Origin of the sequence: Chitinophaga polysaccharea, assembly GCF_007829335.1 — a bacterium.
Classification (GTDB): Bacteria; Bacteroidota; Bacteroidia; order Chitinophagales; family Chitinophagaceae; genus Chitinophaga; species Chitinophaga polysaccharea_B.
Genome location: NZ_VIWO01000018.1, coordinates 17,209 through 37,191, shown reverse-complemented (window position 1 = coordinate 37,191; position 19,983 = coordinate 17,209). Strand labels below are relative to the sequence as shown.

Sequence of the window (19,983 nt, the reverse complement as noted above, 5' to 3'; positions counted from 1 at the left end):
ATTACATCGTTTTTGTAAGTAGGATAGTATAGGTATCCGTACCTACGCGGAGGCTGAGTTTAACATTGCCGCTGGTTATGTCACTTAAAACAGGCTTTAAAAATTCCCGGGTTTGGTAATAGTCAGTACCCGGATTAAAAAGCGGAAATTGAATAGCCACTACTTCATTATCATTATAGGCCACTCCCCAGCTGGCGTTTTTTAAGTCCAAAGATTCTTTTCCGCATTTGTTGGCGCCCTGCGTAATTTCTACTGTGCCGCGATCTTTGATGAGGTAAATATCATCAAAAGTGCAGGGGGCAAACTTGGCGCGTATATCAGTGCCGTTTTGATCTGTGATAGTTGAGATTTTATATTTCTGGCCGATCATAGCTGCCTCAATTTTCTGTCCTTCTACAGTACCGCCCCCGGGCTTATCATCTTTTTTACAAGCGGCTACAAAAACAAACAACAGGAATAATATATACTGGTTCTTCATATGTGGGTATTTTTAGAATGGTTTATTTAGTAATAGTTATTTAGAAATATGCGGATCCCGAGCCCCACTTCATAGTAAGTGGTACCCAAAGATTTTTTGACCAGATAGGCCTGATTACCGTAGATATAAAAGCTCATTTGATCACTCAGGAACGCTTCGATATTGGCGCCGGCTTTTAAACCGGCCATAAAGCCGATGCCATTGCTCTTTTCTTTTGTGATACCTGAAATCTTTTCATATCCGATTGTGAGGCCCGCCCCGGCGTTGAATTGAAAAAAATCCGATAGATAAAAAGGATTATAAAACGCCATCGCATCCAATCCGAAGTGAGAATATCGAAAATTATACATCCTCCCAAACTCACCAACCCCGCGCAGCTGCAGATATGCGTTATCGGAAAAATTTTTCATGTACCCAGCTCCCCCCATTACTCCTATACCGGTTTTACCCAGCGTAAGGTCGATGGCAGTGCCTCCCTGTTGGTGGACCTGTGCTGCTGCCGTCATTGTAAGTGTAAGGCAGCAGATAGTGATAAAGAGATATTTCATTGCCTGATAAATTTTATTGTCACACGTTCCCCTGCAGGTATGACGGAAGATTTGCCGGAGCTGTACAGACCTGGCCTTCCGTCTGTTGCATAGACGGTGCCTGCATAGTCATTCAGGCCTGCAGCCACTTCAATGCCTTCTACAGCTATTAACACCCGGCCAGCCGATTGACTGTAAGCCATACCACGCATAACGCTACCGGCAGGAATTACAACTCCGTTGATATGCAGATCCGCTGCGGTGTTAAACGCCAGCCTTCCGCTGTTTGCCACGTAGCTATCTTTTAACACAAATGCAGCCACTATAACACTGTCAGCAGAAGGTTGGGCTATTTTGCCTCCGGATGAAAATACCATGCTGTTAAATGTTTCTTTCTGCTCTACAATTACAGGTGAATCAGTTGTGTAATCCTTCCCCGCAGAGGGATCCTGTATAGCTGGTTCAAACTGTTGCTGGTAGAGTATTTTAAACGCCAGTATTTGAAATAGATAATTTGCTGTTTCTTCATTAAGCTGCAGAGCATAATAGTCCGATGTATGTTGCTTTTTCACAGCCTTCATAACGTTGCCAATACCGTAATTATAGGCTGCTACAACCAGTGGCCAGCTATGCAGCTGACTGTATAACTTTCGTAGTAACCTACATGCAGCATGGGTGCTTTTTATTACCTGATTTCGTTCCTCTACAGCCAACCCTTCACCGGTGGCTGTGGATGGCATAAACTGCCACATTCCGCCCGCCCCTACGGGGCTTTGTACATGCTTTTTAAGCCTGCTTTCTGCCAGCGCTATATATTTTAAGTCATCCGGCAGCCCATAATCCCGGAGTACTATAGCGATATAAGGGATATACATATCAATACGAGCTTTAAGAGAGGGGCTACTTACTTCCTTTCGATTCTTGTTAACGGCCAAAATCAGCCTTTTTTTCACACTTTCTTTATCTACCGGCACCATACCCCCGCAAAAGGTTAGACCGGCTGTTTTTTGGCCGTATACGGCGCAATAACACAATACATATATGATCAGTTGCAACAACTTCATAGACGGACTACAGTATGTTTGTTGGTAAGCACGCTGGCAGGAACTTTCAGCGTCATTGTTCGCCCCCGGCTGTTTTCGGCCTGTTCCTTCATTATTATTTCTAGCTGCTGTCCTGATAACGGCAGCTTGGCTACGGCATAAATCAACTCCTTTTCTTCACCCGCACCGATCACTGCAGAGTTATCTGGTGCCGATAGATAAGGTGGGTACTCATCCTGTACAGCTGCACTGGATGAGCCAATACCTGACCGTTTGGGGCTGGCAACAATAAATTTTACGTACTCGATGCTGTAGGCTACAGCTGTGGTATTACGTAACCGTAGCCGGAAAAAATGGTGACCGCCACCATCTACTCCCACATCATCCAAAATGAAAACTAAACCCTGATCTTTTATTCTACGCTTGGTCAGCCTGCCAGCGGCCTGCATTCTTTGTATACTTTCAGCAGGTATCGTTATCCCGTTTTGTCTAATAGAATCTGCTACGGGAACGGGGGCGGCACCGGTGGTATTGATAATATTATGCGGTGTAATGTTCATTACCGATCCGTTATAGCGGTATGGGTAGCGTGTTTTTACCGGATCCCGTTGCCAAACGAGGGAGAACTCCATCACAGTATCCTTGCAAACAACCAACATGTTAGTACCTGTAAAATCTTCAATGGCCGCCTGCAGCTTGATAATAGTTAAAGTATCGGTATCTGTAATCTGCTGCTCATTGTCGATAGCTCCTTTCCTGCCGCCGATATTGGCAGAAACCACCTTAGTGTTATAAATGAGTATAAAGGTTGTTTTATTACGGGATACCGGTATGATAGGGTTATCCTGCGCCCGGGAATAGGTGCATGATAAAAGTAAAACCAATAGTAATACTGTTCTAATCATCAGCGGTTATCAGTTTTTAGGATTACTTTATATCCAGCGGGGATTTTTACTGTCATGGATCTCTGCCGGCTGGTTCCCAGCGTTTTTGCAACCCGGACCACACTGCCGAGTACCCCGCCACCTGCTACATTTTCTATATTTCTTTCTGTTTCTTCACGAGCAGCCTGCTGGGTAGCCGTCCCCGGGTTTCCCTCTATCGGCAGACCTTCTATTCCATCGGTACTAAATACAGAAAAGGCTATAGCTGCCAGCTGGCCATCGACTGCAGCCCCAGCCACCTTTACCTGTACCCGGGTGTCCCCTACTCCGATTGCACCAGTAACCATTTGCGTTTTCCGTAGTTGTACCCCGTTCAGCGTTACATTTTCCAGTAACATGATCCGCACCTTACCACCAGTGGCCACCTCCACCTCATTGAGGATCACCCCCCGAATGGATGTTGCACTATGGACAGATGTGCCACTACTACCTCCTCCAAAGCTCATCGTATTAAAGCCGGTGGCCGCCGTGCCTGCTGCCGGTTGTTGCTCCGGCGCCGGGAGCTGACGGGGGACCAGTGCAGTCTGTGAACGCTCAGACACAATTTTTTTTATTTCTTCATCTTCTGCAGATTCCTGCTGCTCGGAAGCTATCGCGGAAGCCTTAATATTCTTCCGGGCCTTTTGAATATCGGCCAGAGCTGCCCTTATTTCTGGCGGATCCGCCGGCCCTGTAGGTTTAGTATTATCTCCTTCCCCTATTGCCGCCGGTGAAGGAATGGGATCAGCGATACTATTTTGCGGATCTGCAAAAGGTGTCGGCCCCGTAGCTGCAGGCGTTTCGTCAATAGGAAAACCCTTATCACCTACCGATTTGATCATATCTTCGTAGGTGTATTTTTCAGGTACATCGGTCATGGTATCGCCATTCTGAGTTGATTTATCGCTGCTAAATACATGAACACACCAAAACACTACGGCTACCACCATTAGACCCAGCACCGATAGCATGATAATCTGTATCCTACTCATTTTTCACCTCCTGTGCTTTATAGGTTTGAATATACTTTGTGAAATAAAACCCGGTCTTATTTTCAGGGAATTGCGGTGTTTGCCGGCGTACTTCTCCCTCACTTTCTATGAGATATTCTTTTATTGGCCGGTCATTATCGAAGATCTGCAACCGGGACGTAAAGCGCACCCGATAAGGCTCTTTATCTGCCTGCAGCTGGTCTATCTTAATAAATTCCGCTTTATACTCTAATCCTCTATCTATAGCATCGGCATAAGCCCGCTGCTCTTTATACCGGGAAAAAATACGGAAGGCGTCAGATTTGCTGACGAGAAACAGCGTCCGGGCTTGGTATTCCGTAATTTTTAGTCGATCAAAACTATTGCAGTAGTAAACTACCTCGCCGCAGTGGGTTTCCATTTGGGTACGAAATAATTTGTCGCTAAAATCACTGGATACCTTCATGATTTCCCCCGTGGTGCGGTCTACGACAATTATTTTGCGTATTGCGGTAATCGCAAACTGAAAAGAGAAAAAAACCACCACAATGATGATACATAAGCAGAAAAAAAGGATAAGCCGCACAGTAATAGCGCTGTTTTTCTTAGCTGCTGCAAAGCCATCAAACTCTTTAATTATTTTTTCCTTCATGATCATAGTAGCTTAAAAACTAGCTCTCCTGCCCGTTTTAGCAGATATAGCTTTAAAAAAAATTGGGCTAAAATCCCGATTAGGGTGTATGGATCATCGAAAACTGTAATGACTGCAGTATCAGCAAATTTGTTTGCGATCAGGAAGGCTGGCACCAGTAGAAAACATACCAGCATATTACTGGCCCATCCCCAAAACCATTTGGAGGTATCCTCATGCAGCAGGCTTACCCATGCTATAGGGTAGACTATTTCAAGCAAAAGAAGGTAAAGAAATCTGCCACACAGAAATAATGCATAAAGCCACCTTACAGCCAATGCCAGCGCAGGTTTTACATAAACAATATTGAAGTATGCAAACAGGTCTGGTAGTGTATCATAGAAGATAGAAGGCCCGTCTGGATAACGGCGTTGCATTTCTTCTGTTTCCGCTATTAGCGTTGCTATAGCACCATTTGGCTCTCCCTTTACCTCGTCAATTGCTAACTGTTGAATGGTGCCAAACACTTCCTCCATTCCCGAAATTGCAATAGGCATCATACCAATCATGACAAGCGTAAAAAGATATTGCCAAAACAGATCCATTATGCCTTTGTAAACTGCGGGTCCTCCGCTGGCATTCATATTAGCCCGCCATTGTTTGATAAAAACAGACGTACTGAGAAAAATGCCATACGCAGATGTAGCACCCAATGTAATTAACATCAGGGAGCTGGTTTTCACCTGCAGATAGATTTTCGTTACATTTTCTATCCCAAACTGACTTAAAGGAATATCCGCCATATTATAAGCCTTGTAATAGTTTTTTAGCACCACTGGTAGCCTCATAAGCTGACTGGTAGCTGTTTATGCTTCGTGTTGCCCGCTCCGTGCGATCCTTCAGTTCCATAATCAGCTTTAGCCTTCCCTCATCGCTCATTTTGAAAAACCCGTCCGTCAAAAGATTCGTCAACATGGTTAGATTAGCCCGGTTATTATCTATGACCGTATTTATATTACGCCGGTAATCGGATACAGAAGATGCTGAGGGATTCTTCATCTTGCCTATTGATTTAATCGCATCGCCCGCCCGGATAATAAGGCTGGTTTGCTTATTAAAAAGATCCTGTACCTGCTCAGCGTCTTGGAGCTTGTTACTAACCTTTTCGTATAATTCAACTCCTTTCTTTATCTGCTCGTAAGTCTTACTGAGCTGTATAGTTTGGCGGGCTGCTTCTTCCAGTTGTTTTACAGTAGTTGCTTTTTGAGCCAACGTAAGGCCTGCCATAGTAGGATCAGATACTACCAGTTGAGCATGACATACTACTGTAATGAACATTACAATCAGGCTACAGCATAATTTTTTCATGAGATCTTGAATTAATAATGTTAGTGATAGCGGCTTCCATACTACCTGTTTCTTTAAAATCGTCTGATATACGCTGCCAGTCCTTGCCATCTGTCTGATATGCATAAAATTTCGCCCGGGAGAACTCCAAACGCACCACCGTAGCATACAGATCTTGAAAACGGATAAACACTTCCGCATACGGTCGAGGGGCGACAAAATCGTTCCGTATGCTTTTCATCAGCTGGATATGGGCGGGGTTTGTAATCTTAAACGTGGTGCAAATATCAGAATACACCGTTTCGGTGGTTGGTAAAACATAAATAATCTGAGTATTAGCAATTACCCCATCAGTGAGGTTATTATCCGGCAACTGAGCAGGGGACTGAATAACAGCGGATATGCCGCCATTCTCTTTACGGAGCTTTTGAAAAAAGAACGCCACTGTACTATGTACGTCCTCACCGGAAAAATTATCTTTCATCGTAGCTGTTTCAGCATACTCGTCAAAGTATATTTTCCCCCGAATTGATCTGTCAGCAAGGATCTTATTTTCTACGGTTTCATAAATGATCGTCATAATGATACTGACAAGAAAAGGATCTTTCTTTATCCGTGTCAGCTCAAAGACAATAAAATCTTTACCCCTGATCAGATCTGCATTTGTCCCATCAGTGCGGCACACATTTTCGTATAAGCCACCCGGCATAAATTCGCTACAGATATGCAAAAAGCTGGTGACAGTAAAATAATTCGGGGGAATTTCCTGACGGGTCAGGATCTCATCAATATTGTTTTTGACATAGAGATAAAAATCCGGGAAGCTGGGCCGCACGGGGTCTGAGTTATAATAGTCCCGGATAATCTTAACTACTGAAATATATTGCTTGGTATCTTCAACAATTACTTTTTCACGCCAGAATTTCAACACTAAAACCGCTAGGGTCTTGATTTTATCGGTGGTCAGCTCTTCTTTTGATTCGATATAAAAAGGGTTAATACCGAGGGGGGTTACACCGTCATAATCTATATGGGCGCTAATCGATGGATAAAGCCTACTAACAGCTAAGAAGGATTTACCAAATTCTACGGCCACAACTTTGACGCCTTGGCGGATCTCTTGTTCTACAATATTGAGTACTGTGGAGGATTTCCCACCGCCTGTACTGGCTATAAACAGGCTGTTACGTGCTGGTATCCGCTTTTTTTGTTCGTCCCATATATCCAACTTATAGGGGATCTGGAAGATCCTGTCATTAAAAAATACCCCGTCAATATCGCTAACGTATGGAGAGTGATTTACAAATAAACCCGTAGCTATGCTTAATTCCGTCAAAAAAAAGAAGTCCCGGTCTAAAATGTTTTCTCTGCCTATCACTGTGCCTAAAAAAATGTTTCTCAGTCCTATGTAACTAGGCTGATAATGGCCGAAATCACGCATTTTTAAGGCCTCTTTGACAGCATCTTTTGCCTTTGTCAGCTGTTTTTCGTCTGTGTCCCACAGGATAATAGAAAAATGGGCACGGCACAGGTGGGCCTGAGATTCTATAACCTCTACCTGCATTTCCTGCAACCTTGCTGCTGTAATTTCCAGTTCTTTTTTAAAATGACGATGCTTATGAAATTGGTCGGCCCTCGCCTCCAATTCAGCTTTCAGCTTGTTATTACCTTCAAAATATATTATTTGATTGATAATGTGGTTTGCCCGAAGATGTAGCCCCAGCTTTTCCAGACAGGCCATAAACAATGTAGCATTAGCTTTGGGTAGGGTATCATCTTCGATATAGACCGGCAATTCATCAGGGAGGGCTGTTTCATCACAGACGGCAAAAACGGAGGCCCTGGCCTCCCCTATAGTCATATGTGGGCCAAAATATAGATCTCGTTTTCCATTGTCTGCAGCGAAACCGTTAACATATCTATCAACAAACTGCACAATCTCCCCCTCCTCTAACCTTCTGATAGTAGTATTGGGCAGATTCTTTAAAATTATGACCACACCCTCTACTGCCTCGATAAATTCGGCAAGGCGTGCCTTATCACGTTCTACCAGATTGTCCTGATAGGCCAGCGGGTTTTTCATATAAGCTGGTTCTAACGATTCCAGCCCAGCCAGTGTAAAGGAAAGCACGCAATGATGTTCTAAATATTCACGACCGTCAAAGTGACTTCTTTCTTCTTTTTGTAGAAAAGTATCTCCTAAAAGCTCTGCGTGGGCATCATAGGCCTTTTTGAGGTATACGTCCTGCTTATGAAAATAGCTGCCTGACGGCATAAAGCGCAAAGCTCTTTCAAACTCTGTCTGTCGGTATTCAATTGCCTGCTGAGATAAAGAATAAGGTTCAGGATTGATTAAGTAATAACATAGGCTTATCCCTCCGCACTTTGACAGGGCGGCCCCTCCTATAAAACCAAGAATACTATATGCTTCCGCAGTATCAACTATCATGTGTCGTTACCTCCTGTGTAATGATCATTACAATTTCAGATACCTGTCTAAATCCCTGTTTGAGATAATGCTTTCCTTCTTAGGAAAAGAATGCTTCTTACGCTGGGATCGGGCCAAAAAAATCATATATAGCGCGATCAGCGCACCACCAACAACGAGCAGGCCTAAAAGCACACGTCCCCATTGTCGCGGCACAGCATGAAGTGCAGCTGTGAAATTGGATATTACTATGGCTACCCCTATAGCTACTGCTAATAAAAACTGTGAGAAATGAGGCTGCCGCAGCCCGTAAACCACAAGCGGGGCCTCTAAGCCCTTACGGACTTTGCGCTTTTCCATACCCGAATTGATTTTTAATACAGTTTTAAATTTCGATATGCTTCTACTACGGCCACTATTACAGCTGCACCTAACAGACCATACAGTGCATAGAGGCTGAGGCCAACAATTGCCGCTTTAAAATCATCCTTGTAGCGGTCCCAATTGTGGAGAATCGCGTATGCTACGCCCATGACCATGCAAATACCTACTGTTGGGCCTATGTAGTTATCAGCAATCTGAGTAATAATTTGTTTGGCGTCTAATAATATCATAGAATTGGTTTTAAATACAAGGCATTAGCGTATCGGCAACTGAATACTAAAGGCGGTTCCCTCACTTAACACACTTTTTACCGTGATTGCTCCCCCCATTATTTCTACCAGTTTTTTAGCAATGGAAAGGCCAAGCCCCACCCCCTTTTTTTTCCGGCCAGCGTCTACCTGATAATACTCGTTGAAAATAAAAGGCAGTTCTGCTGGGGGAATACCTTCCCCCTGATCTGATATTTCTATGCAAATTTTTTCCTGCACAGAACATGATATAGTGACGATAGTGGATTTATCACTATATTTTATAGAATTATATATTATATTATATAATATTTGTGTCAGGTACGTTTTGTCGGCTTCAATTTCTACAGGAAAATCTGGTGATACCTGTTTTATGATCTTAATATCTTTTTCCGAAGCAATTGGATACATAGAGTAGATAAGAGCATGTAACCAGACCCTAAAATCAAAATGGGATTCACATAGCTGGTATTTTTGAATTTTTTCTAACTGTACTACTTCATCTACCCGCTCCTGTATAGCGCCTAAGTTGTCTGCGGAAGTACTAATCATTTGGAGCAGGCCTTTACGGAATTCCTGATTTCCTTCCGGACTATCGTTTAACAATCGGACAGCAGCTGTAATTGCATTAATCGGGGCGCGAAATTCATGTAATGCTCCGCGAAATATGTCTTTAAGCAATTCATCAGTTGCTCTGACTTTTTCCGTCATAAACAAGAATTGAGATTTTAGCAAATGTGCTTGCTAAACATCCCAAAAACAATAAGGCTATTGTACTATTTTCTTACTACCAAGGGAGTATTGTGCAGCACCATAGCGGTTTACAGCACTGTGTAAAATTGAGTAGGGTTATCTATGTGGGAAAGATTAGGAGAAGAAGCCGCTCTTTATCCTTGAAGTTTTTTGATTAACTGCAGCTTATTTTTGACTGAAAGTTTGTCATAAATATTTTGGGCATGTTTTTTTACTGTTAGAGTGGAGATGTAGAGTAATTCGGCTATTTCTTTGTGGGTGCGCCCTTCGCAGATTGCCTTTGCTATTTCGATTTCTCTGATTGTAAGGTTATAGGATTTGAAATTTTTCTCAATTCTACTCAATAAATCCTCGGTGTGATTATCAGACGGCCGTCCCAGCCCCTTCAAAGCATTATCTACGAGCATGCGCTTTAAATTGACAGATTTTTTTATAATCGAGTCTACTTTTAGCATTAATTCCTCACTTCTAAAGGGCTTAGACATAAATTCCACTGCCCCAGCCCTTAGCGCTCGGGCCTTATCATTATTGGAATTTTTAGCAGATATGAGTAATACGGGGATGTGGGCATATTCAGAGGATTTTCCGATAATCTCGGTAAACTTTAGGCCATCGAGTTGTTCCATCATCACATCAGATACAATCAGATCCGGTAGTACAGTGTAAGTTCTCAGCTTTTCTAATGCCTCTGCACCGTTGCCCGCCCAAAGAACATTGTATTTCCCGATTAATTTCTTCCGTAGGTAGTCTGTCATTGTAATATTATCCTCTACAAGTAATACAGTCTGCTTGGTATTGTTGTATGGGAGCGTATCTGGCAACTTCACAGTATCTAAATTATACACTGGCTTAAAAATATGCTTCTCTGCCTGCTCATTATCTGCGAGAATGTAAGAATGCAAACACACAGTAAACTTGGTGCCGGAGCTTTGACCAGATACAGGGCTTTCAACACAGATGCTGCCATCCAGCCCGAGGATAGTTTTTTTTACTATTGGCAGCCCTAATCCGATTCCTTCATTATTACCCTTACGGCCGATCTGATAATAGGGTTCAAATATTTTGTCTTGTTGCCCAGCTGCAATGCCAATACCTGTATCGGATACCTCAAAAAACACTTTACTGCCTTCGGCCTTTAATATAACTTTTATAGCTCCGCCTGTTCCGGTGAATTTTACCGCATTTTGGATGAGATTATTAATTACTCCCTGTAAGGCAACCGGATCGGCTTTTAGATATACATCATGTTGCAACTGCCCCTCTATTGTAATGTCTCTACTACTGCACCATTCAGAAAAAAAGCTCAGATGATCCCCTACTAGCTGAGTGAAATTTGTAATCTTATCATGATCATATCTATCAAATCCTTTCTGAAAACGTTCCAGATCAAACAGATTATTAACATTTTGAATAAGTTTACCAATATTGTTTCTGGCTATTGTCAGTTCTTCCTTCTCGCTGTGCTGACCAAAAAATTCTTCAACGATGTTGTTGATAAGTGTTAGTGGCGTTTTTGTTTCATGTACAAGGTTCACAAAAGTATTAGTTCGTTGTTCATTGGCCATTTCCAGCTGTTGGGTTCTTTCTTTCACCTTATCAGCTAGGCTATTATTTAACAGCTGCAGTTGAAAATATTCCTCTCTTTGCTCCATAATCATTTTTCGGATATATAGTACAGTAACAACCAAAAAACCTACGTTAGTTACTGTTGCCTCTGTGGCCTGTCCTAAATCAAAGTATATTACCACAGGAAGCGATGCCCAAGGAATTACAGCCGCATACACTCCCAATATTTCAGAAAGTTCACTGCCTGCTGGCGTTTCCTTATACTTTACCCATACAGATTTAGTGATAGCCCAAACAAGTGATATAGTATAGATAAATGGAATTATTAAGCCGTAATCTTTGGCCCACTGGAGATTTTGAGTAATGGAGTAGGCTATTACGAAAAATGCAAAATAAGGAAGTAGCAAAAATAGAAATATCCCATAAATCGCATGGAATCGCAATTTCTTCAATCCCTGTGCCTTATATAAATAAAAAGGAAAATATGAAGCCATTAAAAAACCGCAACCGTAAGCAATAATATTCTGAATTGTTACGGGAATCCGTATGTTCGGATCTGGAAACAGTCCTCCTGCTACATTATAACATATCAAAGACAATAACAATATAAGATAGCGCTTTCGGCTCGGATCTCTCGGGCGTAAAAGAAAAAATGTCAGCTGGAACAAAAGCAGGATACATTCAACAGCTGTAAAAATAAAGGTAACTATGTGCATCTCTGTCCCGGGAATCAACATATAGTGGGTGTTGGGTCTTTCTTCAATAGATAGAGCTGATATGATGGAAGGTCTAATTTTTGGTAGACGCTAAAATCAAAACGCTCATACAATGGAAGATTTTTTAATGTCGAAGTTTCTAAATATACAGGTAGGCTACTCAGGTTGAGGGTCTGATCTAATAATGCAGAGCCGATACCCTGCCCCTGTTGAGATGGGTGAACACCCAAAAACCAGAGATAGCGCATCCGATGCTTAGGATGATGCTTTTGTACTAGATTTTCACGATATAAAACCTTTCTCAGATTAAGTATACCGATGGCACCAAAAGCTAATTTTACATCCCAAAGAATCGTTTTAAGGCTTGTTTTTTTCCTTTTTTCTGGATCTAAAAAGAGAATACAAGCTGCTTTTTCGTCTGATAGGTATACTTCACCAGATCTATAACAAAGATCAAATGAATACTCCATTAATCTTCGGATCCGCTTCACCTTCCCTCCTACAGTGTAATTCACGCTTTTATTCATGGAAAAAGCCTGAGTGAGAATGTCAACTACAATAGATCGGTCTGAATAAGTCGCTTTCTTCATAAAACAGGTGCCGGGTTATTCTGGTTATATGGTTAATTCGTATAATCAATAGGCTGGGTTAGATCCTATTGCGCAAAAATTAAATTACACATAAAAAATGGAATGGGGAAAAAATTCAAAAGTATCAACTATTCAAGATTCATAACTTCATTTATGATCTTATCGTAATTATCATCAATATCACTATCTAATACGAGCCGTACTACGGAAGGATCTTTTTCATCCCCGGGTACATACTGTTTAAACATAAAATTAAATTCTTTATAGTTAGAGTTTTGCGCCCTACCAACGAACTGCCCCGGTTTTAGTTGCATAAAGAAGTCTGGATCATATCGCTGCTCCTTCGTTTGACTTATAGATTTAGATGAGCTGGTATTATTAGTACTTTGGCCAGTAGTACGGGTTACTTTTACCTCATCCCGGCGGGAAAACTGCTTAGATGATGATTCAGCCCCTTTTACATCTAATGATCTACCAAAAAATTTATTGCCACAATTTGCCTCTATTGCTCTCAAATCTAGCTCACCATATAGTTTCTCAATTTTGGCGGGGCTTTGTGTAAGGATTACAAAGCTGACAAGATACTCACGCAATAGAGAAAGCATCCGCTCAAAATTTGGTATCTTAAACGTGGTGGCTTCATCAAGGAAGTTAAAAAACTTGATCCTGTTTTGCATGGTGAACGCTCGGGCTGAGAGGGTTACCATCAAAGATATGATGGGGCCTAAAATTGCCTCCTGCTGAAATGAATTAGCAACTATAAGCAACTTCGGATCCTTCGGATCTATTAAGTTGTAATCAAAATCATCCCCGGATAATATATACTGAACATTCTTATTGAAAGAAAGGGCACTGATATAATTCCCTAATGTGGCTCTCATACTGGCCTGTGTTCGTTCACTTCCTTCTGCCGCCAGATATGCGAATGCCAGACCTCGGGATTCAGGGCGGGCCTGTAGGAATGTTTGTAGTCTTTGACTTCTATTTGCATCGCTGTTGGATTGCACTATAAAATTGACAATATGCGGGATGGTGCAAATGTGCGGATAATCCATATAAAAACGAACCGCTACCCCCCGCCATATTCCTAACGCCCCTAAAAACCACTCATCTTGTTTACTTTCTCCCATGTTGGCAATGAGGATATCAGCCATGAGCTGTATAAAAAAGTTGGGGTCTTTTACTACACTGGGTTTTATAAGATTAACACGGTGGGAACATGAGGGGTTTATAAAGTTGACATGATAAACGGAATGAGGATAGTTGTGCCTTTTTACCAGTTCAAAAGCTGTTTTAGTATAATCCCCGTCTTTAAAATCAAAAATAAACCCGGCCCAATGCAATCTGATATAGTGATACAGCAGATGTTTACCTACTGATTTTGTCTTTCCTGCGCCTTGCCCTCCATAAACTAGGAAGTTATCAAAGGGATTACGGAAAACGATCTTTTTACCTCCAACGGTTTCTAGGTCGATGAAATCGCCTTTAGGCCCACTTCCGCTGGTATTTCCCTTTTGCCCATAAAAAAAGCCATAAAGCACCGCTCCCCCCACCGCAGGAATAAACAAGCGTAATAAATAGGCATTATTAAGATTCACGCGGCCATTCACAAAGTAATACGAGCTTGTCAGTGCTACTGCGCTCAGGACCGAGGCTATAAAAAAGCTGACCATTGAATTTTGAGTATACCTTATGCTGTATATGATTAGCAGAACCAAAAAACAGGCAACAGCGGCAAGAATCAGGATAACCATAATTTATAATTCTGCGCCTGTAGAAGCGCCTTTGATGATGGATAATAATTTCTGTTTCACTACATCTATTGCGGACGAAGGATTAGTAAGAATCTTTGCAGCCGTGATAATATTGCCGACTACCTGCCTTTCAGTATTAAAACTGCCCTGCAACATTTTGTTTACAGCAGCTCGGGCGGCCTTCTTCGTAATAGAACCCGGATCTGGTATTACCCCGGCACCAATCCCCATTTCTCCCTGTTTTCCCCGGTAGCTTTCCTTATCAACCGAGTTGTATTTAAACATGCTGTTGAATTTATCCCCGCAATCAACTTTAAACTTTTCATGATTAAATCCCTGTTCAACTGCTTTTCCATTCAGCTGTTGCTTGCCACCGCGACTACGACTTTCCGGGCTTAGCTTAGTGGTTTGTGTTTTGTCATTCCTGCTTACAACCACATGTACATGCACATTAAGGCCATCTTTGAGCTGGCCAGCCTTTGCCCGTCCTTCCTTAACAGCCATTTCCCACGGTTTCCACTTCCGCATGGTTTCAACCTTGGCGAAATAAACAAGGTCTTTCCCGCTTTGAACATTGGGCCTGTTGAAGTTGCGGGCGTAAATATCCATCACTGACCGGGTATACTCTCTCATTGCTGAAAATACCTTTCCCTGTTGCGCTGTATTAAGTTGAGAAAAATCATTTACATTTTTCAGACCGGTTTCCCGCTGGATGAGATGCTGCATCTCCCGGTGAGTGGGATTTATGGAGATCATGAAAAATTTATTGTCTTTCCGGGTAAGATGGCGGTTATTGTTATCAATAGCAGCAACAGCTGTGCCTTTGGCAACACTATCATATTGATGGTTGAAAAACGGCACTTTGTCTGATGGCGCCTTTCCAATATTCTCTTTTTCAAGGTACTGAGCAAGTGTATTACAGCTTCCCTTGTTATTCGCCGCTGGGGTCTTGGATGCTTTATGAACCTTAACAAACATATTAATTATTTTAATAACTTATCAATACGTTCTATAAAGGCTTGGTATGCGCTTTTAGAAATAATATAGTCGTCATTAAAAGTGTTCTTTTTCATGGTTGCTTTAAGCCAGTTATATAATTCTAAAGCCTCGCCTGTCCGATTATTTCCCCCTGCAGAATTGATCCGTGAATCCTGCCTTTCCTTCCTCAACTGTTCTATTTCCCTGCGCAGATCCGAACCAATAGATCTTTCGGTTTGTAATTGCTGCTGCAATTCCTCAAACTTCTCCCCCAATTTCAGCAGGGTTTCATCATCAATAGGTTGACCAGTTGCAGGAAGATTTGCCGATTGCTCGATAGGTACACTCAGCTGTGCGGCAGAAGAAAAGCGCTCATTTTTACCCTCCCGGATTTCTGTAAGTATCGTTTTAAAAGAATCCTTGTAGTCTTTCTCTTGTGCCTTCTGGATAGCTATAACCCGGTCAATATCTTTGCGCAATTGTATAGTCGGATGGGTCTGAAAGTCGGTAGGCTTAGCCCCTGTAACGTCAAAAAAAGTTACCATACTGACTATATAATCATTCAGGCCGACCTTCCCCCGATCTTTATCTAAGCGAGTTTTTAATGTGACTTCTAACTTTGTGGTGGTGTATTCTGCCATGATATTACATCGTTTAATTTAATAATAATCAATATGTTAAATCAGTTCATTACCCCTATATTACTACCTAAACTACCCCCCAAAACAACATATAAATCTAATTATCAATCACTTATGTAATTACAAACCGTACTCTGTACGGTTTCTGCTTGCTCATCCTTATTCCCCCACCGAACGGAGTTCGGCGGGGAGGATTCGCCTTGATCTACTGGTAGATCTTCTGGTAGATCACCGGATAAATCTGCCGGATAATCTCCCGGTTGAACTATCCCTTTGCCCCTCAGCCAAATCTCTCAGTAAATTTGCCGGCTTACTCCATAAGAAACAATAAGGCCTAAGCACTATTTTACTACTGAAATGGGAGTATAGTGCAGTGTGGGGGCAGAACCAGAGATAACGCTCGGTTCAAAATAAAGCCTTCAATATTGTAAAAGAGAAAGGCCCTACGGCCTCTGATTCTGGAAGTGGGGGCTGCTGCCGCCGAGCCACCCCCTCCCCATACCCACCCCTCCCGGCGGGGGTTTCAAACAATGGGAGCCGGCAAGGCCGGTTAATTGTAATGTACATTACAGAAAGGGGCCTTGCATCTTTGCGTAAGTTCTGTACGTTTGTAAACTATGAATAAAGGAGAGGAATATATAAAGCTAATCACTGAGCTAAAAGAAAATATCCTGCAGCGCCGATTTGAAGCCGCAAAAATGGCCAACCGGGAGCAACTCTTATTATACTATTCTGTAGGTTTATCGCTACACGGCAAAATATCCGGTGCTCAGTGGGGGGCTAAAATTCTGCAGAGTATTTCCGAGGATTTGCAACAGCAAGTGCCTGGCCTCCGGGGTTTTTCTGTGGGCAATTTAGAGAAGATGCGTGCATTTTACCTTGCCTACGCTTCCTTAACAGATACTTTAATTCCCTCAACAGTGTCGAGGGAATTACCAGCCAGCAGCTCAAATATATTAGATTATGTGAATGCAGACGCCTTTAAGTCTGTTTTCTTACAGCTGGGGTTTTCTCATCATTACAAGCTCCTTAGTGTAAAAGATTTAGCCGCACGATGGTATTACATGCAGGAAGCGGTTACTCTGCGCTGGTCCTTTAGGGTATTGGAATATAACATAGATACCAATCTCTACCAGCAACGCGGGAAAATAGCAAACAATTTTACAGCTACACTGCCGACCGAAATACTCCCCCATGCTGTTGAGGCCTTTAAAGATGAATATCTGTTGGATTTCATAAACATCCAGCCAGCCAACGAACGGCAATTAGAAAATGAGATCATAAATAATATTAAGGATTTTATATTAGGCCTTGGCAGTGGATTTCTGTTTATTGGCAACCAGTATAGACTGGTGGTAGATAGTCAGGAATACTTCATAGACCTACTTTTTTATCATAGGCGCCTGCAGTGTCTTATCGCTTTTGAATTGAAAACAGGTAAGTTTGAGCCATCACATGCCGGACAACTGAACTTTTACCTATCAGTATTGGATTCCACGGTCAAAATGCCCCATGAAAACCCCAGCATTGGTATAATCTTATGTAAGGAAAAAAATGCAACCGTAGTAGAGTATGCGTTCCGGTCAATTAGTAAACCTATGGGAGTTGCAACATATAGTTATGAATTAACAACGGATCTCCCAGATAATCTGAAGGACGCCCTACCATCCCCTGAAGATCTTGCAAAGTTACTTTAGGGGGGTATACTCGATAAGCTCACAGGGATTAACATTTAAAACTTCGGCCATTAAAAATAGATCATCAAGGCGCGGCTGTTCTCTATTCGTATTCCATTTAGATATGGTTTGTGCTGAATAGCCCGTTTTCGCAGCAAGATCCTTTGCAGTCATGTCCCGAAGGGCTAAAACAGCCTTCAAGCGATTAAATTTTTTACCTTGTTCCCGTACTTGCCTTGCTGACATACTGCAAAGCTAACAAATTGAAAATAAGTTAGTTTTATCAAATGAATTTAATATATTAAACTATAAGGGTATAATTTAAATTATATTGACTTTTATAAACAAATACTTTAATTTTTGGAGAAGCGAAATAATATCATTATACTTGAATAAATCAACAATGAGTTGAATTTTCGTACATTATATATCGATGCACTATTTTTGTGACCCATAGGTAAAAAACTAGTGTACGCATCTGCTTTGGTCCTGCGAACGTCCAAATTCAATAGAACCACAAGGCAATGCGAAGCTCACAGCTAAGGCGTGGGCTCGCGTTGTTTGGTTCAGGGCTTTGGACGGCCCGCAGGACAGGCAGCGTTGAGCTTCACGCCTTTTTTGTATTAAAAAAGGCTGTTATCCGAAACCTAAACCCCCTCAAAGGATGATAACAGAAAAGATAACCGAACAAAACCTGCTGGTAAAAGAAAGGGTTTTAGACCTGTTAAAACCGTTGATACACGATATAAGTAAGCCTATCAATAATATGTCTGCAGCACAGCAGGAACTACTGAGAGCCATAAAAACCGGTGATCAGGATACAGCGCTCGACCTACTTAAATCTTACTTTACCTCTGTTGAGGTGCTTAAAGCAATTATCTTCCGTGTCAATGAGGCTGCAAGCCAAGTTGAAAAATATGGTCCGGCCAAAAATGACGATGTAGTTTCTCTTTATGAGTTATTTAAAAATATAGAGTTGCTATTTCGACCCACGCTAAGGAAAAAGCAGATGCGGCTAAATCGCTATTTAGACAATGACTTTCCTATTACCATACATACTGACAGTACATTTTTACTGCGTATTCTAATCAATTTTATAGACAACAGCCTAAAACATGGCAATGTGGGAGGTAGAATTGAGTTAAAAGCCCAGCAGCATCCCCCGGGAAAATATAGCATTACCATTACAGACAACGGCCCGGGGCTCCCTTCAGATCCACACACTGATGGACAGGGGCTAATAATTGTAAAGGATCTCGTTACAGCAATGAATGGTACATTAGAAACAACTAGCTCAAAGCACGGAACTACACATACACTTATTTTTCCCTTGATTGTATGGATATAATTAACTGCATTTTATCTGATGCTGAACTATACGATACCTACTCTCCCATCTGTTACCGACAGTTACTAAAAAATGTCCCGGAACCAGTAGCGCAAAGGTTACTTGAAGATGTTTTTGGGATAGCAGCAAAAGAAGGTTTCGACCAGCAGGGCATAACCCTAACACTTTGGATGTTACGCCTGACAAACAGAGTATTGTTAAAATATATACCTCATGATGAAATTAAATATTGAACAGCTACTACTGATACGCTTTCAGGTTACCTTTTTTTGGGGTTAACAAACAATGAATGATATACCCGGTCCTGATTCATCGGGACTGGTTTACATTTCTACTTTTATAGATTTCTACTTTTCTTCTTTCTTCTTAAATAAACATGTTGGAAAATCGCATTCTCACCCAATTACACCCTGACCAAAACAGTCCTATAGTGATATACACTGCGATGTATGAAGCCATTTTGCAGCTAGGGCCACTTTTCAGGGAGAAAGTCGTTTTTAAAAATCAATGGTCAACATCTTCGTACTATCGAAAATTTAGAGAAAACGTTCTCACCAAAAAGGAAAAGGTCAATTTAATAGAGATATGGGGGGAGCTGTTAAAAGACTACGAGCAACAATTTAAATATGTCCTGTTGCCAGTTACAGGCAGACTACCGGATAAAACGTTTCAATTATGCGGGTTAAACCAGATGCTCCATGATTTGCCACCAATATACATATTATCCATTAGTGAACGCCTAAAATGGACAATGGACAAAGCAGTAAGGCGAAACATCAGAAAAAAACCAATCAAAGACAAGGAAATGAAAGCTGTGAGGGAAATATTTTCGCAACTATTCGTTGATATGCAGATCCTCTATAAAACCATAAAAGAAAATACAATAAACCCATAATAATGATCCTAATATTCAAAACTAACATTAACAGCCCGGAGGTGGCAAAGGCAATCATCAATAAGGTAAAGCAAAATCATGTTGAT

At 41.7% G+C, this 19,983-nt stretch carries 21 protein-coding genes; 3 read left to right on the top strand and 18 right to left on the bottom strand.

All coding sequences use genetic code 11. From position 1 onward, the window contains the following. Position 1 precedes the first annotated feature (1 nt). From FHW36_RS30335 to FHW36_RS30255, 17 genes are all read right to left on the bottom strand, one after another. Positions 2–478 (bottom strand): hypothetical protein, encoded by a 477-nt coding sequence (locus FHW36_RS30335; RefSeq protein WP_145675321.1) that lies wholly within the window; start codon positions 476–478, stop codon positions 2–4. Positions 479–504: 26 nt separating this feature from the next. Then, complete coding sequence (locus FHW36_RS30330; protein ID WP_186452685.1) at positions 505–984, bottom strand: conjugal transfer protein TraO; 480 nt, start codon at positions 982–984, stop codon at positions 505–507. Positions 985–1,022: 38 nt separating this feature from the next. Then, the gene (locus FHW36_RS30325; RefSeq protein WP_186452684.1) at positions 1,023–1,880 is read right to left on the bottom strand and encodes a transglycosylase SLT domain-containing protein; all 858 of its coding nucleotides are present in this window, start codon (positions 1,878–1,880) and stop codon (positions 1,023–1,025) included. 185 nt (positions 1,881–2,065) lie between these two features. Then, the gene (locus tag FHW36_RS30320) at positions 2,066–2,953 is read right to left on the bottom strand and encodes a DUF4138 domain-containing protein (RefSeq protein ID WP_145675314.1); all 888 of its coding nucleotides are present in this window, start codon (positions 2,951–2,953) and stop codon (positions 2,066–2,068) included. After that, a complete protein-coding gene (gene traM, locus FHW36_RS30315) occupies positions 2,953–3,963 on the bottom strand; it encodes a conjugative transposon protein TraM (RefSeq protein WP_145675312.1) in 1,011 nt (336 codons plus the stop codon). Before traM ends, FHW36_RS30320 begins: the two co-directional genes overlap by 1 nt. Continuing rightward, a complete protein-coding gene (locus FHW36_RS30310) occupies positions 3,956–4,594 on the bottom strand; it encodes a hypothetical protein (protein WP_145675310.1) in 639 nt (212 codons plus the stop codon). The genes traM and FHW36_RS30310 overlap by 8 nt, the downstream gene beginning before the upstream one ends. A 2-nt stretch (positions 4,595–4,596) precedes the next feature. Beyond that, positions 4,597–5,421 (bottom strand): hypothetical protein, encoded by an 825-nt coding sequence (locus FHW36_RS30305; RefSeq protein ID WP_145675308.1) that lies wholly within the window; start codon positions 5,419–5,421, stop codon positions 4,597–4,599. After that, entirely contained in the window at positions 5,378–5,941 is a 564-nt protein-coding gene (locus FHW36_RS30300) for a hypothetical protein (RefSeq protein WP_145675306.1), read from the bottom strand. The genes FHW36_RS30305 and FHW36_RS30300 overlap by 44 nt, the downstream gene beginning before the upstream one ends. Next, positions 5,922–8,369 (bottom strand): TraG/VirB4 family ATPase, encoded by a 2,448-nt coding sequence (locus FHW36_RS30295; RefSeq protein ID WP_145675304.1) that lies wholly within the window; start codon positions 8,367–8,369, stop codon positions 5,922–5,924. Before FHW36_RS30295 ends, FHW36_RS30300 begins: the two co-directional genes overlap by 20 nt. Before the next feature lie 27 nt (positions 8,370–8,396). Beyond that, positions 8,397–8,708, bottom strand: coding sequence for a hypothetical protein (locus tag FHW36_RS30290; protein ID WP_145675302.1), 312 nt, complete (start codon positions 8,706–8,708; stop codon positions 8,397–8,399). Positions 8,709–8,722: 14 nt separating this feature from the next. Continuing rightward, entirely contained in the window at positions 8,723–8,962 is a 240-nt protein-coding gene (locus FHW36_RS30285) for a hypothetical protein (RefSeq protein ID WP_145675300.1), read from the bottom strand. 24 nt (positions 8,963–8,986) lie between these two features. Next, positions 8,987–9,691 (bottom strand): sensor histidine kinase, encoded by a 705-nt coding sequence (locus tag FHW36_RS30280; RefSeq protein ID WP_145675298.1) that lies wholly within the window; start codon positions 9,689–9,691, stop codon positions 8,987–8,989. Between the two features lie 176 nt (positions 9,692–9,867). Beyond that, the gene (locus FHW36_RS30275; protein WP_186452683.1) at positions 9,868–12,015 is read right to left on the bottom strand and encodes an ATP-binding protein; all 2,148 of its coding nucleotides are present in this window, start codon (positions 12,013–12,015) and stop codon (positions 9,868–9,870) included. 14 nt (positions 12,016–12,029) lie between these two features. Next, entirely contained in the window at positions 12,030–12,605 is a 576-nt protein-coding gene (locus FHW36_RS30270) for a GNAT family N-acetyltransferase (protein WP_145675293.1), read from the bottom strand. A gap of 128 nt (positions 12,606–12,733) precedes the next feature. Next, positions 12,734–14,359 (bottom strand): type IV secretory system conjugative DNA transfer family protein, encoded by a 1,626-nt coding sequence (locus FHW36_RS30265; protein ID WP_145675290.1) that lies wholly within the window; start codon positions 14,357–14,359, stop codon positions 12,734–12,736. Positions 14,360–14,362: 3 nt separating this feature from the next. Then, the gene (locus FHW36_RS30260; protein WP_145675288.1) at positions 14,363–15,337 is read right to left on the bottom strand and encodes a DUF5712 family protein; all 975 of its coding nucleotides are present in this window, start codon (positions 15,335–15,337) and stop codon (positions 14,363–14,365) included. Between the two features lie 5 nt (positions 15,338–15,342). Next, a complete protein-coding gene (locus tag FHW36_RS30255; RefSeq protein ID WP_145675286.1) occupies positions 15,343–15,978 on the bottom strand; it encodes a BfmA/BtgA family mobilization protein in 636 nt (211 codons plus the stop codon). Positions 15,979–16,595: 617 nt separating this feature from the next. Between FHW36_RS30255 and FHW36_RS30250 the strand changes: the two genes are divergently transcribed. Further along, a complete protein-coding gene (locus FHW36_RS30250; RefSeq protein ID WP_145675284.1) occupies positions 16,596–17,675 on the top strand; it encodes a PDDEXK nuclease domain-containing protein in 1,080 nt (359 codons plus the stop codon). On the opposite strand, the gene FHW36_RS30245 is transcribed toward FHW36_RS30250, so the two are convergent. Further along, positions 17,667–17,900 carry a helix-turn-helix domain-containing protein gene (locus tag FHW36_RS30245; RefSeq protein ID WP_145675282.1) on the bottom strand — a complete coding sequence of 78 codons (234 nt, stop codon included), beginning with the start codon at positions 17,898–17,900 and terminating at the stop codon, positions 17,667–17,669. The two genes, FHW36_RS30250 and FHW36_RS30245, sit on opposite strands and share 9 nt — an antisense overlap. Positions 17,901–18,318: 418 nt before the next feature. Between FHW36_RS30245 and FHW36_RS30240 the strand changes: the two genes are divergently transcribed. Both FHW36_RS30240 and FHW36_RS30235 read left to right on the top strand, forming a co-directional pair. Further along, positions 18,319–19,002, top strand: a complete 684-nt coding sequence (locus FHW36_RS30240) for a sensor histidine kinase (protein ID WP_145675281.1) — start codon at positions 18,319–18,321, stop codon at positions 19,000–19,002. A gap of 445 nt (positions 19,003–19,447) precedes the next feature. After that, entirely contained in the window at positions 19,448–19,897 is a 450-nt protein-coding gene (locus tag FHW36_RS30235; protein WP_145675278.1) for a hypothetical protein, read from the top strand. Positions 19,898–19,983: the final 86 nt, after the last annotated feature.